This is a genomic window from Pseudonocardia sp. OZ21 (assembly GCF_059359135.1).
Window position 1 is genome coordinate 264,553 of sequence record NZ_JCADBN010000004.1, and the last position, 16,548, is coordinate 281,100.

A 16,548-nucleotide genomic window follows, 5' to 3' on the forward strand; every position below is an offset into this window, starting at 1 on the left:
GCTGCGCGTCCCTACCGGTACGAGAAGACTGGGCCACATGAGCGACGACGCCGCCTTCCGCATCGAACACGACACGATGGGCGAGGTGAAGGTGCCCGCCGACGCGCTGTGGCGGGCCCAGACCCAGCGTGCCGTCGAGAACTTCCCCATCTCCGGTCGAGGCCTCGAACGGGCCCAGATCCGCGCGCTGGGCCTGGTCAAGGGCGCCGCCGCGCGCGTCAACGGGCGGATCGGGGTGCTCGCACCCGAGCTCGCCGAGGCCATCGCCGCCGCCGCCGACGAGGTGGCCGCCGGGAAGCACGACGCGCACTTCCCCGTCGACGTGTTCCAGACCGGCTCGGGCACCAGCTCCAACATGAACGCCAACGAGGTGATCGCCTCCGTCGCGGCAGGCGCCGGCGTCGAGGTGCACCCGAACGACCACGTCAACGCGTCGCAGTCGTCCAACGACGTGTTCCCGACCACGATCCACCTCGCGGCCACCGAAGCGCTCGTCACCGAGGTCATCCCGGCGCTGGAGCACCTCGCGGGCACGCTGCGCCGGCGCGCCGACGACTGGGCCGAGGTCGTCAAGGCCGGGCGCACCCACCTGATGGACGCCGTGCCGATCACCCTCGGCCAGGAGGCCGGTGGCTGGGCGACGCAGGCCGAGTACGGCGCCGCCCGGTTGCGCGACACGCTCCCGCGGCTCGGGCAGCTGCCCATCGGCGGCACCGCGGTGGGCACCGGACTCAACGCGCCCGACGGGTTCGGCGGCGCCGTCGTCGAGGAGCTCAGGACGGCCACCGGACTCGACGCACTGTCCGAGGCGGGCGACCACATGGAGGCGCAGGGCGCGCGCGACGGGCTCGTGGAGGCCTCCGGTGCGCTCCGCGGCGTGGCCGTGTCGCTGTTCAAGATCGCCAACGACATCCGCTGGCTCGGGTCGGGGCCACGTACCGGGCTCGCCGAGCTGCACCTGCCTGACCTGCAGCCGGGCAGCTCGATCATGCCGGGGAAGGTCAACCCGGTGATCTGCGAGGCCACGATGATGGTGGCCGCCCAGGTGATCGGGAACGACGCCACCGTCGCCTTCTCGGGCAGCCAGGGCAACCTCCAGCTGAACGTGATGATGCCGGTGATGGCGCGCAACGTGCTGGAGTCGGCGCGCCTGCTCGCCGCCGCGGCCCGCCTGCTCGCCGACAAGGTGGTGGCCGGCACCGAGGCCGACGCGGACCGCGCCCGGGAGTTCGCCGAGTCGTCGCCCTCCGTGGTCACTCCGCTCAACCGCTACCTCGGCTACGAGGAGGCGGCGTCGATCGCCAAGCAGTCGCTGAAGGAGCGCAAGACGATCCGCGAGGTGGTGCTGGAGCGCGGGCACGTCGACTCGGGCAAGCTCACGGCCGACCAGCTCGACGCCGCTCTCGACGTCCTGACGATGGCCCGCGGCAGCAAAACCTCCTGACGCGACGGGGGAGGTTTCACCCACACGGCTCGAAGCTCGTCGCACTGCGTGATGATTCACCCGATGTTCACCCTTTTCGCTACACCACGTGATTGCATGCGGAGGCAAGTAGCGGAGGGAGAACCTGGTGAGCGACTACGGCAGGTTCACGTTCGAGCCGCTGCTGAACCTGGTGAATGGCCGTCCGGTGGGCATGGAGGTGCGCCGCTGCCAAGCGCGTGACCAGATCGAGGTGGTCGCCCGCCAGTCCGTGTGGGGCACCCGGCAGCTCGCGGAGTTCGACTCGGGCATCGCGATCGCGTCGGTGCTGTACGGCACGGAGTACGACGCGACGGTGCCGCTGCACGTCGACGTCCTGGCCGACACGGTGGTGGCGGCCAGGCGGCGCGTGGCGCAGGTGCGCACCTCGCTCCGCAACCGGGACCCCGCGGGGTTCACCCCGCCGATCCTGCTGGAGATCAACCCCGCGTTGTCGGCCGCGCCGCCCGACGCCCTCGCCGAGGGGGTCGCCGAGCTGCGGGCCGACGGCTTCGGCATCGGCTTCGACGCGGTGAGCCGCGGCTTCGGGCTCGATCTCATCGCCGAGCTCGAACCGGACCTCGTCAAGATCGACCCGGCGCTCGTCGCGCGGATGCCGCACGTGCCGCGAGCACGTGCCGTGGTGCAGGCCCTGCTCGACGTGTGCCGCGTGGTCGGCGTGCGGGTGTCCGCCACCGGGGTGAGCACGCCGGAGCAGCTCGCCGCCGTGCGCGACCACGGCATCCCCTGGGCCCAGGGACCCCTGCTCGCCGAACCGCGCAGGCGCCCCTCGACGAGCGGGATCCTGCTCCCGGTGGAGCTCATGCCCCGGACCCGCGCCCCGCATCCCCCACCCGGTGGCCCGGAGACCGCCCCCCTCGAACAGCAACGTCCGCGTCAGTCCGTGGCCGACCTCGCGCAGGCCGCGGTGGCGCTGCCGGAGTCGGTGACCGCCGAGAAGGTGCGCCAGGCGCTCGCCGACCACCCGCAGACCGGCTGCGTCGTGCTGCTCGATGTGAACGGACAGCCCACCGGCTTCCTCGACCGCAACCGGTTCATGCTGGCCATCTCGGGCCCGTTCGGCCGGGCGCTGTACGCGAACCGGCCTGCGATCGCACTCGCGGAGGAGCCGCGCACGATCCCCGCCACCACGGACGTGCACAGCGCGCTGAAGTTCTGCCTGTCCGGTGACCGCAGCCGCAGCTACGACGACCTCGTGCTGCTCGACGCAAGCCGCGTCTGCAGCGGGATCGTGCGTGTCACCGATCTGCTGCAGGAAGCCACCGGGAACCCGTCCGCCGCCTGATCATGGTCGGCCCTCCGGCACGCCGTCTCGCGCAGGTCACGAGGGGATACCGGACGTGGCCGCGAGCGTGGCGAGGTCTCGCAATCCGGCCGTACCCGCCGCTACATTCCCCAGACGGGTGATCGCCACGCGGCCGAAATGTCAACAGTGCAGGCTGCGGCGTCTCCATCGGGTGAATCAGTCAGTGAAGAAGGAGCTCCCCATGACCGCACGCCGCGTACTGGTGGCCGCGATCGGCGCCGCGCTGGCGTTGAGCGCGGCCGGATGCGTGAGCTCAGGCGGCTCGACCAGCACGGACGCCGCCGGCGGTACCGGCTGGGCCACCGCGACGTCGGCCCAGACAGGTGGCGGGTTCGACGCGCTCGTCACCGCCGCGAAGGCCGAGGGCCAGCTCAACGTCATCGCGCTCCCGCCGGACTGGGCCAACTACGGCGCCATCATCAAGGCCTTCGGCGACAAGTACGGCATCAAGGTCAACTCTGCGAACCCCGAGGGCAGCAGCCAGGACGAGATCAACGCCGTCCAGCAGCTGGGCACCCAGGACCGGGCGCCCGACGTGCTCGACCTCGGGCAGTCCTTCGCCACCGGCAACACCCCGCTCTTCGCGCCGTACCAGGTGCAGACCTGGGACTCGATCCCGGCCGGGAACAAGGACGCAGGAGGCGCCTGGGTCAACGACTACGGCGGCTTCATGTCCATCGGCTGCAACGCGAAGCTGGTGCCGGTCTGCCCCACCACGTTCGCCGACCTCGCCAAGCCGGACTACGCGGGCAAGGTGGCGCTCAACGGTGACCCCACGCAGGCCGCGGCGGCCTTCGCGGGTGTCTGGGCGGCAGCGCTGGCCAACGGCGGCTCGCTCGACGACATCTCCCCCGGCGTCGCGTACTGGAGCAAGCTCGCCAAGGGCGGCAACCTCCTGAAGGTCGACCCCACGCCCGCCACCGTCGAGAGTGGACAGACCCCGATCGTCCTCGACTGGGACTACCTGAACGTCGCGCAGGCCGAGAAGGTCAAGGCGTCGTTCGAGTGGAAGGTCGCGGTGCCGTCGGACGGTCTCTTCGCGCAGTACTACACGCAGGCGATCAACAAGAACGCCCCGCACCCCGCCGCGGCCCGGCTCTGGCAGGAGTTCCTCTACTCCGACGAGGGCCAGAACCTCTGGCTGGCAGGCAAGGCCCGCCCGGTGCGGCTGCAGGCGATGACGGACGCCGGCACCGTCGACAAGGACCTCGCCGCGGCACTGCCGCCGGTGAGCGGTGAGCCGAAGTTCCCGACGCAGGCCCAGACCGACGCGGCGCAGAAGGTCGTCGCCGAGGGCTGGTCCGGGGCCACCTCCTAGGAGCAGAGATGACCGCACTGCTCGAGGCCCCCGCCGCTCCCCCGGAACGGGTGCGATCCACCCGTTCCTGGGCGGCGGCGCTGGGGCTGCTGCCGTTCCTCGGCTACATGCTGGTGTTCCTCGGTGGCCCACTCTTCTTCGTGATCAGCGGTGCCTTCTCCGACCCGGACGGCCGCCCGACCGCGGCCAACGTGCTCGCCTCGATCACCGAGCCGCAGTACCGGGCGGCGTTCCTGTCGAGCCTGCTGCTCTCGGCCATCACGGCCGTGATCGGCGCCGTGTTCGGCACGTTCCTCGCCCAGGCCGTGCTCACCGGGCGCCCCGACAGCCCGTTGCGCCGGATCGTCGCCACGGCGTCCGGCGTGCTCGCCTACTTCGGTGGCGTGCCGCTCGCCTTCGCCTTCATCGCCGCGCTCGGCCAGACCGGGCTCGCCACGATCTTCCTGCGTGGCATCGGCATCGACCTCTACGCAGGTGGGTTCCGGATCGACTCGCTCACCGGCCTGGGTCTCACCTACGTCTACTTCCAGGTGCCGCTGATGGTCATCCTGATCACGCCGGCCCTCGAAGGGCTGCTCCCGCAGTGGCGCGAGGCGGCCGAGAACCTCGGCGCGTCGGCGTGGACGTACTGGCGGCACGTCGCGTTCCCGGTGCTCGCGCCCGCACTGGGCGGGGCCACGCTCGTGCTGTTCGGCAACGCCTTCGCGGCCTACGCCACCGCGCTGGCGCTCACCAGCGGCTCGATCCCGCTGCTGCCCACCGCGATCGCGTCCGCGCTGTCGGGCAACGTGCTCGCCAACCAGCAGAACGTCGGGCTCGCGCTCGGCTTCGACATGGTGGTCGTCATCGCGGTCGTGATGGTCGGCTACCTGTTCCTGCAGCGCAGGGCCGCTCGCTGGAGCGCACGGTGAGGGGGCGGCGCTGGCGCGTCGTCGTCCTCACGATCGCGGCGATCTACTTCCTGGTGCCGCTGCTGTCGGCAGCCGAGTTCAGCCTCCGCGTCCCCGGCGGCGGCTACGGGCTGGGCAACTACCTGGCGATCGCCCACGACGACGTGCTGCTCACCTCGCTGCTCACGTCGTTGCAGATCGCCGTGCTCACCGCCGTGGTGGTGCTCGTGCTCGTCATACCCACAGCCGTGTGGGTACGCCTGCGCTTCCCCTCGGTGGCCGGGTTGCTGGAGAGCGCCACGATCCTGCCGATCGTCGTCCCGCCGGTCGTGATGGCGGCCGGCATCGCGTTCGTGCAGGCCAACCTCGGCGGCCCGGTGTTCCGCACCCTGTTCGCCTCGTCCACCACCGCGCTCACCCCGTTCTACGTGGTGCTCGCGCTCCCGTTCGCCTACCGGGCGGTGGACAACGGGCTCGCCGCGATCCCGCTGCGCACGCTCGTGGAGGCGGCCCGCAACCTGGGCGCGGGCCTGCCGTCGGCGCTGGTGCGCGTGGTCCTGCCGGCCATCCGCACCGCCGTGCTCGGCGCCGCGTTCCTGACCCTCGCCCTGGTGCTCGGCGAGATCGTCATCGCCCGCATCCTGCTCTACACCGACACGTTCCCCATCGCCGTCGTCGAGGTGGGGCGCAGCGCCGCGGGCGTCTCGGTGGCGTTGTCACTGGCCAGCCTGCTGTTCACCTGGGTGCTGCTGCTGGCGGTGTCGTTCGCCGGTGGCGGCCGCACCCGTTCGAGGAGGACCTCCGCATGACCGACGTCATCACCGCACCGCAGGCGACGGAACGCGGCACCGCCGTGGAGTTCCGTGCCCTGCGGCGCACCTACGGCAGCGCCCACGCCCTCGACGGGCTCGACCTGGCGTTGAAGCCCGGCGAGCTGCTCGCCCTGCTGGGGCCGTCCGGGTGCGGGAAGACCACCGCGCTGCGGCTGCTGGCCGGCTTCGACACCCCGACGTCGGGCCAGGTCCTGATCGGTGGCAAGGACGTCACCGGCATCCCGGCGTCGAAGCGTGACACCGGCATGGTGTTCCAGGCCTACAGCCTGTTCCCGACGATGACGGCTGCGGAGAACGTGGCGTTCGGGCTGCGCATGCGCCGCGTGGGCGCGGCGGAGCGGGCCAAGCGGGCAGCGGAGCTGCTCGAGGTCGTGGGGCTCGGCGACCGGGGCGGTTCGTACCCGCACGAGATGTCCGGCGGTCAGCAGCAGCGCGTCGCGCTGGCCCGGGCGCTGGCCGTCTCGCCGTCGGTGCTGCTGCTCGACGAGCCGCTCTCGGCACTCGACGCGCGCGTGCGCGTCCAACTGCGCGACGAGATCCGGCGCGTGCAGCTGGCCGAGGGCATCACCACGCTCTTCGTCACGCACGACCAGGCGGAGGCCCTCGCCGTGGCGGACCGCGTGGCCGTGCTCAACAAGGGACGCCTCGAGCAGGTGGACACCCCGCAGGAGGTGTACACCCGGCCCGCCACCGAGTTCGTCGCCGAGTTCGTCGGGGTCACCAACCACGTCCCCGTCGTGGACGGCCGGATCCGGCCCGGCGCGGAAACGCGTCAGGTGCGTCCGGAAGGGCTCGCCGTCGGCGACCCGGACGGGCTGCCCGCCACCGTGCTCACGAGCACGTTCCTCGGTGCGGTCACCCGGCTCGTGGTCACCACCGAGGTCGGCGAGCTGATCGTCGACGTCACGAGCCGGCCCGACCTCCCGGCAGCAGGAGAGCCGACGACCGTCACCCTGGCCCCGTAGGAGTCCCCACCCAAAGTTCAGGAAAGCCACTTTCAGGCCCTCTGCGGGCAGGAAAGTGGCTTTCCTGAACCACGGGGCCATCCAGTGTCGGTGTGCGCTGCCAGGATGGGTCCGTGCTGCTCGCCGACGTCGTCTCCGCCTCCGCCGCGGTAGGGGCCACGCGCTCCCGCACGGCGAAGACGGCCACGCTGGCCGCCCTGCTGCGCAGCGCGGAGCCCCACGAGGTCGAGCCCGCCACCGCCTGGCTGGCGGGCGAGCCCCGGCAGAGCCGCCTCGGCACCGGCTGGCGCACGCTCGCCGGGATCGACGCCGCGCCCGTCGCCGAGCCTGGGCTGGAGGTGGCCGCGGTCGAGGCCATGCTCGACACCCTCGCCGCCACCACGGGTACCGGCTCCACGGCCCGGCGAGCCGCGCTGCTCGCGGAGCTGTTCGGTGCCGCCACCGCCGATGAGCAGGCGTTCCTGCGCCGGTTGCTCACCGGCGAGCTGCGCCAGGGCGCCCTGGAGGGCGTCATGCTGGAGTCCGTCGCCGCGGCCGCCGAGGTCCCCGCGACCGCGGTCCGGCGCGCCTTCATGCTCTCCGGCCGGCTCCCCGACACCGCCCGGCTGGCGCTCACCGAGGGCGTCGCGGGCCTCGACGCCGTCAGGCTGCAGGTCGGCAGGCCGGTGCGGCCCATGCTGGCCTCGCCAGCCGAGGCGCTCGACGCCGCGCTGGCGGAGATCGGGCCCCGCGCGAGCGTCGAGTACAAGCTCGACGGCGCCCGCATCCAGGTCCATCGCCACGGTCCCGACGTGCGGGTGTGGACACGCACGCTGCGCGAGATCACGCCCAGCGTTCCGGAGCTGGTCGAGCTGGTGCGGGCCCTGCCGTGCCGTTCGGTGGTGCTCGACGGGGAGACGCTCGCGCTGCGCGACGACGGCGGCCCCCGCCCGTTCCAGGAGACCATGAGCCGGTTCGGCGCGGCGGCGGGCGAGCTGCTGTTACAGCCGTTCTTCTTCGACTGCCTGCACCTCGACGGCACCGACCTGCTCGACGCACCACTCTCCCGGCGGCTCGACGCCCTCGAGACCGCGGTCGGCAGCCACCGCATGCCTGGCCTGCTCTCCCCCACCCCGGAGGAGGCCGCCGCCTTGCTCGACCAGGCGATCGCCGCAGGCCACGAAGGCGTCATGGTCAAGTCGCTCGACGCGCCGTACGCGGCGGGCCGGCGTGGCCGGGCGTGGCAGAAGGTCAAGCCGGTGCACACGCTCGACCTCGTGGTGCTCGGCGCGGAGTGGGGCCACGGCCGCCGCTCCCGGCAGCTCTCCAACATCCATCTCGGCGCCCGCGATCCCGACGGCGGCGAGCCGATCATGGTCGGCAAGACCTTCAAGGGCATGACCGACGAGCTGCTCGCGTGGCAGACCAGCACGTTCCCCGCCCTGGCTCGGGAGCGGTCGGACCACGTGGTCCTGCTGCGGCCCGAGCTCGTGGTCGAGATCGAGCTCGACGGCGCCCAGCGCAGCCCCCGTTACCCGGGCGGCGTCGCGCTGCGGTTCGCCAGGGTGCTGCGCTACCGGCCCGACAAGACCCCCGCGGAGGCCGACACGATCGACGCCGTGCGCGCGCTGCTGCGGGAGTGATGCCCGGGCGGCGGTCTCATACCGCCTGAGCGCTGGTCGGCCTGAACGCACAGTCGATGGCCGATCAGCCGGTTCGGTAGCCGATTCGCCGCCGGACGGGGAGCGCGATGCGGCCTACGGGCGTAACGTCGTCTTCTCGTGCGCTTCCTCGAGGGCCAGGAGCCCCACCACGACCTGACCTATGACGACGTCTTCCTCGTTCCGGGCCGGTCATCCGTGGCCTCGCGGTTCGACGTCGACCTCACCACCGCCGACGGCTCCGGGGCCACGGTCCCGGTCGTCGCGGCCAACATGACGGCGGTCGCGGGCAGGCGGATGGCCGAGACACTGGCCCGCCGCGGAGCACTCACCGTGCTACCGCAGGACGTCGCTTCCGACGCGGTTGCCGAGATCGTCGCCTGGATCAAGGCCCGGCACCCCGTCTGGGACACCCCGCTCGTGCTCACTCCCGCCGACGCGGTGGCGGACGCGCTCAACCTCCTGTCCAAGCGCGCCCACGGCGCGGTCGTCGTGGTCGACGAGGACGGCCGGCCGGTCGGCACGGTCGACGAGGCCGCCTGCAGCGGCGTCGACCGGTTCACGCGGCTGGGCGACGTGCTCGACCCCTCGCCGGTCATGCTGCCGATGGACACGCCGCCGCGAGAGGTGTTCGACGCACTCGGCACGCGGCGGGTCGCCCTCGGCCTCGACGGGGACGGGCGACTCGCGGGCCTGCTCACCGGGCTCGGGGCCCTGCGCTCGGCGATCTACTCCCCCACGCTCGACGCGCGGGGACGGCTTCGCACCGCCGCGGCGGTCGGCATCAACGGCGACGTCGCCGTCAAGGCCGAGGCGCTGCTGGCCGCGGAGGTGGACGTGCTGGTCGTCGACACCGCCCACGGCCACCAGGACAAGATGCTGGACGCCTTGCGGGCCGTCCGGAAGGTGGTGGCCGACGCGGGCTCCGCAGTGCCGATCGTGGCGGGCAACGTGGTCACGGCCACGGGTGTGCGCGACCTCGCGGAGGCGGGCGCCGACATCATCAAGGTCGGCGTCGGCCCTGGTGCCATGTGCACCACCCGGATGATGACCGGCGTGGGGCGCCCGCAGTTCTCCGCGGTGCTCGAGTGCGCGGACGCGGGACGCGACCACGGCGTCCGGATCTGGGCCGACGGCGGCGTACGCCACCCACGGGACGTCGCGCTCGCCCTCGCCGCCGGCGCGTCCGCCGTGATGATCGGGTCCTGGCTGGCCGGCACCTACGAGTCACCCGGCGACCTGTTGCGCGACGAGAACGGGCGCCCCTACAAGGAGTCGTTCGGGATGGCGTCCAAGCGCGCGGTCGGGGCCCGTACCCGCGGCGACGGCAGCTTCGAGCGGGCCCGCAAGGCCTTGTTCGAGGAGGGCATCTCGAGCTCGCGGCAGCTGCTCGACCCCGCCCGCCCCGGCGTCGAGGACGTCCTCGACGGCATCTGCTCCGGGGTGCGCTCGGCGTGCACCTACGCCGGCGCCCGCACCCTCGACGAGCTGCACGAGCACGCAGCCGTGGGCGTGCAGACCACAGCAGGCTTCACGGAGGGCACCCCGCACGGCCTGTGACCCCCCGCGGCCCCGGGGGATTGCAGCAAAGCCACTTTCATGCAACGTGGTTGCGTGAAAGTGGCTTTGCTGCAATCGACGGGCCGTGGCGACGTCTACGCCGCCGGGCCCTCCAGCATCTCGGTCACCAGCGCGGCGATCGGGCTCCGCTCACTGCGGGTGAGCGTGACGTGCGCGAAGAGCGGGTGGCCCTTCAGCTTCTCGATCACCGCCGCGACGCCGTCGTGCCGCCCGACGCGGAGGTTGTCGCGCTGCGCGACGTCATGGGTGAGCACCACCCGTGACGCCGTTCCCAGCCGGGACAGCACCGTGAGCAGCACATTGCGTTCCAGCGACTGAGCCTCGTCCACGATCACGAAGCTGTCGTGCAGCGAGCGCCCACGGATGTGCGTGAGCGGCAGCACCTCCAGCATGCCGCGGGCCATGACCTCCTCGAGCACGTTCTGGCTGACGACCGCACCGAGGGTGTCGAAGACGGCCTGCGCCCACGGCGCCATCTTCTCGCTCTCGTTGCCGGGCAGGTATCCCAGCTCCTGGCCGCCGACGGCGTAGAGCGGCCGGAAGACGACGACCTTGCGGTGCTGCTGGCGCTCCATCACCGCCTCCAGCCCCGCGCAGAGCGCGAGCGCCGACTTTCCGGTGCCGGCCCGGCCACCCAGGGAGACGATCCCGATCTCGGGGTCGAGCAGCAGGTCCAGGGCGATGCGCTGCTCAGCCGAGCGACCGTGCAGCCCGAACGCCTCGCGGTCGCCGCGGATCAGGCGGACGCGCTTGTCGGACGTCACCCGGCCCAGGGCAGCCGAACCGCCGCCCGTGAGCCGCAGGCCCGTGTTGCACGGAAGGTCGCGTGCAGCGTCGTGGTCGATCACGCCGTCCCGGAACAGGGCGTCCACATCGGTGGACGTCACGTCCAGGTCGGTCATCCCCGTCCAACCCGACGGCACCACGTCGAGTGCGTGGTACTCGTCGGCCTGCAGCCCGACGGCGGCCGCCTTCACACGCAGCGGCATGTCCTTGCTGACGAGCACCACCTCACCCCGGCCGTCGAGCTTGCGTTCGGCGGCGAGGTTCAGCGCGCATGCAAGGATGCGGCTGTCGTTGGAGTCGGTACGGAACCCGGCCGGGAGCACCTCCGGATCCGTGTGGTTGAGCTCGACGTGCAGGGTGCCACCCACGGTGCCGATCGGCACCGGGGCGTCCAGGCGGCCGTACTCGATGCGGAGCTCGTCCAGCATGCGCAGTGCCGTGCGGGCGAACCACCCGAGTTCCGGGTGGTGCCGCTTGCCCTCGAGTTCGGTAATCACCACTAGCGGCAGGACGACCTCGTGCTCGTCGAACCTGGTCAGCGACCACGGGTCGGACAGCAGCACGGAGGTGTCGAGCACGTAGCAGCGGGTGGAATGCGAAGCGGGGGCAGTACGACGGTCGGTCACGAAGGCTCCTCGCTAGCGCTCGTCTCAGCCGAATCCCGGGTCGTTCGAGGCGACTCCGGAAGTACAGCCGACGATTGCTCCCTGGTGAGCGCGACACCGCGCCCACATCACCGTTGGGCCGGCGGGCCTTGGCCGGGGCGTTCTCGACGGCCTGGAGCTCGCCGCCGACCACGCCCGCGAGGGCCGGGTGCCGGCCCCCTCGGGTGCAAGTGACACCACGACCAGGGCCTCCCGAGCGGTCCGCATCGGGTACGGGCCGCTGACGAGAACGCTACCGGCGGTCACCCGGGTGCGGTCAACAGCAACACCGCGTCAGCCTGAGACTTCGCAGCGAGAATTAACAGAACGGACTACCGCTCATCGCCCAATGAACACCGCCTGTCGTCAACGCTGCGGCATTTGTCCGTTTATCCGGACCTGGCGGTCGCTCGAGCCGGTGACGGAGTGGGGCGAAGCTCACGAACCGAAGCGGCGGTGACGCGCGGCGTAGTCACGCAGGGCGCGGAGGAAGTCGACGCGGCGGAACGCGGGCCAGTACGCCTCGCAGAACCAGAACTCGGAGTGCGCGGACTGCCACAGCAGGAAGCCGGAGAGCCGCTGCTCGCCCGACGTGCGGATCACCAGGTCCGGGTCCGGCTGGCCCGACGTGTACAGGTGCGCCGCGATGTGGTCGACGTCCAGCACCTCGGCCAGCTCCTCGATCGAGGTGCCCGACTCGGCGTGCTGGAGCAGCAGCTTGCGGACGGCGTCGGCGATCTCCTGACGCCCCCCGTAGCCGACAGCGATGTTCAGCTCCAGGCCGGGACGCCCGACCGTGCGGGCCGCCGCGGCGGAGAGCCGGTGGGCCATGTCGCGCGGGAGCATCTCCAACGCGCCGACGATCCGCAGCCGCCAGCGAGCAGTGGGGCTGCTCAGCTCGTCGACGACGTTGGTGATGATCTCGAGCAGCGGCTCGAGCTCGTCCGCAGGCCGGCTGAGGTTGTCGGTGGACAGCAGCCACAGGGTGACGACCTCGACGCCGGCTTCGTCGCACCACTCGAGCAGATCGACGATCTTGGCGGCACCGACCCGGTGGCCGTCGTTGACGTCGGTGAAACCCTCGCCGCGCGCCCACCGACGATTGCCGTCGAGCATCAGAGCGACATGCCGCGGTCTGGCCGCCGTGCCTCTGCTCAGCTCGTGGCTCAGCTTGCGTTCGTACAGCGAGTACAGCACGTCACGGACGCCCACGGGCCGTCAGCGTACGCCCGGCGCCACGGGCCCCTGCGGCGCACGGCAGCTCCGGAAAACCGCATGGTGTTGTTCACAAACCGGTACACATGTGGAGCACTCGACGTGCCGTAACCTCGACATGGTGAGCATGCGGACGGTCCCCGTGCCTCCCGGCGCGCCGCTGGTCAAGCCACGAATGCGCGGGTGGCTGCACTTCTGGTCGTTCACCGTGTCGATCGCTGCGTCGGCCACGCTGATCGCCGTCTCGGCCGCGCTCGTGGGCAGGGGCGCCGCCCTTGCCACCTCGGTCTACAGCGTCACGATCCTCGGCCTCTTCGGCATCAGCGCGCTGTACCACCGCCGCACCTGGCGCACCCCGCGCAGCCGGACCGTGATGCGCAGGCTCGACCATTCGATGATCTTCCTGTTCATCGCGGGCACCTACACTCCGGTCGCCGCGCTGGCGATGGACCCCAGCACCGCCCGCTGGGTGCTGATCGTGGTCTGGGCGGGCGCGTTCGCAGGCGTTGTATTGAAGACGGTGTGGCCGCACGCCCCGGCGTGGGTCGGCGTGCCGATCTACATCGCGCTCGGCTGGGTCGCCGTGTTCGTCATCCCCGCGATGCTCACCGGCGGTGGGGTCGCGGCGCTCGTGCTGCTCCTGACCGGCGGGCTGCTCTACACGGTGGGGGCGGTCTTCTACGCCACCCGCAGGCCGAACCCGTGGCCCGCCACGTTCGGCTACCACGAGTTCTTCCACGCGGCCACGGTGCTCGCCGCGATCTGCCACTACATCGCGATCTGGCTCATCCTGTTCTGAGCCGCCCCCCGAGCCGCCCGCCCCCCGCCCCGCGAGTCGCCCGCTTTTGGTGCGCGAGTCGCCCGCCCCAGCGCCGCGAGTCGCCCGATCTACGCCCGCGAGTCGCCCGCTTTGCGTCGGCGAGTCGCCGGTCCGGCGCGCCGGTCAGGGGACGTCGCCGCCGGTGGGACCCTTCGCCCGCAGCTCGTCGACCTTCGCCATCGCGTCACGCAGCTCGCCCAGCCACTCGTCGGCGTGCTGCCCGACGAGGCGCACGGCCCACGCCAGGGCGTCGGATCGCGACCGTGCGACGCCGGAGTCGACCAACGTGTCGAGCACGATGCGTTCCGGCTGACGCAGCCGCGTCATCACCGGCACGGAGGCCACGGTGAACAGCTCGACCGTGTCGCCGAGACGCGCACCCCAGGCGACCTTGCGCTGGTAGCGGTGCTCCGCCTGCCGCGCGATCTCGATGCGCTCCTCCCGCGTGCTCTCGCGGAAGCGCGAGATGCGCCCCGCCACCGCAGCCGCACGGTCGGCTCGGCCCGCCTCGGTGTCGGCGAACTCGCCCTCCAGCGGCGGCAGCGCCCCGACGATGAGGATCTCCTCGCGGTCGACGGTCACCTCCGGCACAGCCACGAACCACCCGTCGGGCAGCCGGCCCTGCAGCCAGGCCGACGCGTCCTCGGCACCGGGCAGGTCGGCCTGCTGCCAGCCCCCTCGGCCCGGGCCGCGGCCGCCTCGTCCGCCGGCCCCTGGCCACCCGCGGTGCATCCTTCCGGTCATCAACGCCACCTCCTGTGTGAACTGATTACGAGATTACACAGCAACTGGCGTGAACGGGATGGTTTCACCGGGAGCGAACCGCGTCATGCCCGAGGTGGGTGACCCTCGCCGGGCCAGAGTGCGGCCCGGGGCGGGGCGACTCGCGCAGCAGGAACGAGCGACTCGCGGAGCGGTAAAGGGCGACTCGCGCACCAAAAGCGGGCGACTCGCGGGACGGGGGCCGGCGACTCGCGGAGCGGGGCGGGCGACTCGCGCACCGAAAACGGGCGACTCGCGGGGGCTTGGGGGTAGGGGTCAGGGGCGGAGGGTGAGGCCGGCGGTGAGCTCCTCGACCGTCGAGACGGGACGGTCGCAGACGAAGCCGCGACAGACGTACGCCGCCGCCCCGCCGCCCACGAGTGGGCGGTCGGCCAGCAGCGGGACTCCGGCCGCATCGGGTTGGCCGGGGACGATGACGGTGCCGCCGGGCGCGATGTGGCGGGCGTGCGCCAACAGGGCCTCCCGGGCCGGGTCGCCGTCGCCTCCGACCACCGCCACCTGCAGGGGCCCCCGGACCATCGCCTCGGCCGCGGTGAGCCAGTGGCCGGCGAACCGGGGGTGGTGCTCGGCCAGCGTGCCCGCGCCGCGTAGGCCGGCTTCCGCAGCCTCGCGGTACCGGGCTGGGTCCTCCACCAGTACCGACGCCGTGAGCAGGGCGGAGACGAGCGCGGAGCTGCCGCAGGGCGTGGCGTTGTCGGTGAACTCGCGCGGCCGGTGCAGGAGCGCCTCCGCATCGTCGGCGGTGTCGTAGAAGGCTCCCGGGCGCTCCGGGTCGGCGAAGTGCTCGAGCGCGACGTCGAGCACGTTCGTGGCCGCGGTGAGCCAGCGCGGGGCGCCGGTGGCCTGGTGCAGCGCGAGCAGCGCCTCGGCCAGGGACCCGTGGTCCTCCAGCACTCCCGCGGCGTGGCCCACCACGCCGTCGCGCGACGAGCGGCGCAGCCGCCCGTCCACCATGTGCAGCCGCAGCAGGAGGTCGGCGGCCTCCGCCGCGGCGTCGACCCAGTCCCTGCGGCCGAACGCGGCTCCGCCCTCGGCGAGGGCGAGGATCGCCATCCCGTTCCAGGACGTGATCACCTTGTCGTCCCTCGCGGGCTGCGGCCGGGTGTTGCGCGACGCCAGCAGCGCGGCTCGGATCCGCTCCCAGCGCTCGGGGTCGTCGGGGTCGATCAGCAGCTGCAGGGTGGACGAGCCGTGCTCGAACGTGCCGCCGTCGGTGACCGTCAGCTGGCCCGCGGCCCAGATCCCGTCGTCGTCGCCGAGCACGTCGCGCAACTGCTGTGGGGTCCACGCATAGGTGAGGCCCTCGACGCCGTCGGTGTCGGCGTCGAGCGCGGAGGCGAAGCCACCTTCGGCGGTCCTCAGGTCGCGGAGCAGGAATGCGGCGGTCTCCTCGGCGACGCGCCGGGGCAGCGCGGCTCCGGTGAGCCGCGCGAGGTGGGCGTAGACGCGCAGCAGGAGCCCGTTGTCGTACAGCATCTTCTCGAAGTGCGGCACGACCCACTCGGCGTCGACGCTGTACCGGGCGAACCCGCCGGCGAGCTGGTCGTACATCCCGCCGCGGGCCATGCGCTCACACGTGAGGACGACGGGGCGCAGCGCGCTGTCGGAGCCGGTGCGCTCGTGGTTGCGCAGCAGGAACTCCAGCACCATCGACGGCGGGAACTTCGGGGCGCCCCCGAACCCGCCTGCCCGCTCGTCGAACAGCTCCGTGAGGGTGGCGGCGGCCCGGTCGAGGGAGTCCGGGTCGACGGCCGACGGCGGCAGTGCCGCGGCAGCGCTGTCGGCCAGCCGGGCCGCGATCTCGCCCGCCGAGCGACGGACGCGCTCGCCGTCGTCACGCCACGCCCTCGTGACGGCGTCGAGGAGTTGGCGGAACGCCGGCATCCCGTGGCGCGGGGCCGGTGGGTAGTAGGTGCCGCAGTGGAACGGCTCGCCCGCCGGGGTGAGGAAGCAGGTCATCGGCCAGCCACCCTGGCCGGTCAGTGCCTGGGTGGCGGACATGTAGACGGCGTCGATGTCCGGGCGCTCCTCGCGGTCGACCTTGACCGCGACGAAGTCCGCGTTCATCTGCTTCGCGGTGGCCCCGTCCTCGAACGACTCGTGGGCCATGACGTGGCACCAGTGGCAGGCCGCGTAGCCCACCGACAGCAGCACCGGAACGTCCCGGCGGGCCGCCTCGACGAACGCCTCGTCGGACCACTCCCACCAGTCGACGGGGTTGTCGGCGTGCTGGAGCAGATACGGGCTGGTGGCGACGGCGAGCCGGTTCGGCATGTCACCAGCC

13 protein-coding genes are annotated in these 16,548 nt (G+C 72.2%); 9 read left to right on the top strand and 4 right to left on the bottom strand.

Annotated elements, in window-relative coordinates; genetic code table 11:
• Nucleotides 1-37: 37 nt before the first annotated feature.
• The 8 genes from AC5L35_RS11155 (at nucleotide 38) to AC5L35_RS11190 (ending at nucleotide 9,995) form a co-directional block, all read left to right on the top strand.
• Complete coding sequence (locus AC5L35_RS11155; protein ID WP_495059507.1) at nucleotides 38-1,444, top strand: class II fumarate hydratase; 1,407 nt, start codon at nucleotides 38-40, stop codon at nucleotides 1,442-1,444.
• Nucleotides 1,445-1,571: 127 nt separating this feature from the next.
• The gene (locus tag AC5L35_RS11160) at nucleotides 1,572-2,768 is read left to right on the top strand and encodes an EAL domain-containing protein (RefSeq protein WP_495059508.1); all 1,197 of its coding nucleotides are present in this window, start codon (nucleotides 1,572-1,574) and stop codon (nucleotides 2,766-2,768) included.
• Between the two features lie 202 nt (nucleotides 2,769-2,970).
• Nucleotides 2,971-4,107, top strand: coding sequence for an ABC transporter substrate-binding protein (locus AC5L35_RS11165; protein WP_495059509.1), 1,137 nt, complete (start codon nucleotides 2,971-2,973; stop codon nucleotides 4,105-4,107).
• Between the two features lie 8 nt (nucleotides 4,108-4,115).
• On the top strand, nucleotides 4,116-5,018 hold the full coding sequence (locus AC5L35_RS11170; protein ID WP_495059510.1) for an ABC transporter permease: 903 nt from the start codon (nucleotides 4,116-4,118) through the stop codon (nucleotides 5,016-5,018).
• Nucleotides 5,015-5,806: an ABC transporter permease gene (locus tag AC5L35_RS11175; protein WP_495059511.1), complete on the top strand. Its 792-nt coding sequence runs from the start codon at nucleotides 5,015-5,017 to the stop codon at nucleotides 5,804-5,806. The genes AC5L35_RS11170 and AC5L35_RS11175 overlap by 4 nt, the downstream gene beginning before the upstream one ends.
• Nucleotides 5,803-6,795, top strand: coding sequence for an ABC transporter ATP-binding protein (locus AC5L35_RS11180; protein WP_495059512.1), 993 nt, complete (start codon nucleotides 5,803-5,805; stop codon nucleotides 6,793-6,795). The genes AC5L35_RS11175 and AC5L35_RS11180 overlap by 4 nt, the downstream gene beginning before the upstream one ends.
• A gap of 113 nt (nucleotides 6,796-6,908) precedes the next feature.
• Nucleotides 6,909-8,417: an ATP-dependent DNA ligase gene (locus tag AC5L35_RS11185; RefSeq protein WP_495059513.1), complete on the top strand. Its 1,509-nt coding sequence runs from the start codon at nucleotides 6,909-6,911 to the stop codon at nucleotides 8,415-8,417.
• A 138-nt stretch (nucleotides 8,418-8,555) separates the two neighbouring features.
• A complete protein-coding gene (locus AC5L35_RS11190) occupies nucleotides 8,556-9,995 on the top strand; it encodes a GuaB1 family IMP dehydrogenase-related protein (protein ID WP_495059514.1) in 1,440 nt (479 codons plus the stop codon).
• Between the two features lie 95 nt (nucleotides 9,996-10,090).
• Here the strand turns inward: AC5L35_RS11190 and phoH2 are convergent, their stop codons facing one another.
• Nucleotides 10,091-11,428 (bottom strand): RNA 5'-3' helicase PhoH2, encoded by a 1,338-nt coding sequence (gene phoH2, locus AC5L35_RS11195; protein ID WP_495059515.1) that lies wholly within the window; start codon nucleotides 11,426-11,428, stop codon nucleotides 10,091-10,093.
• 456 nt (nucleotides 11,429-11,884) lie between these two features.
• Entirely contained in the window at nucleotides 11,885-12,640 is a 756-nt protein-coding gene (locus AC5L35_RS11200; protein ID WP_495059834.1) for an isoprenyl transferase, read from the bottom strand.
• A gap of 139 nt (nucleotides 12,641-12,779) precedes the next feature.
• On the opposite strand from AC5L35_RS11200, the gene trhA reads away from it, so the two are divergent.
• On the top strand, nucleotides 12,780-13,460 hold the full coding sequence (gene trhA, locus AC5L35_RS11205; RefSeq protein WP_495059516.1) for a PAQR family membrane homeostasis protein TrhA: 681 nt from the start codon (nucleotides 12,780-12,782) through the stop codon (nucleotides 13,458-13,460).
• 144 nt (nucleotides 13,461-13,604) lie between these two features.
• Here trhA and abmR read toward each other — a convergent pair whose 3' ends face one another.
• Together abmR and AC5L35_RS11215 are read right to left on the bottom strand one after the other, a co-directional pair.
• Complete coding sequence (gene abmR, locus AC5L35_RS11210; protein WP_495059517.1) at nucleotides 13,605-14,225, bottom strand: ATP-binding transcription factor AbmR; 621 nt, start codon at nucleotides 14,223-14,225, stop codon at nucleotides 13,605-13,607.
• Between the two features lie 294 nt (nucleotides 14,226-14,519).
• Nucleotides 14,520-16,538 (bottom strand): thioredoxin domain-containing protein, encoded by a 2,019-nt coding sequence (locus AC5L35_RS11215; protein WP_495059518.1) that lies wholly within the window; start codon nucleotides 16,536-16,538, stop codon nucleotides 14,520-14,522.
• Nucleotides 16,539-16,548 lie beyond the last annotated feature (10 nt).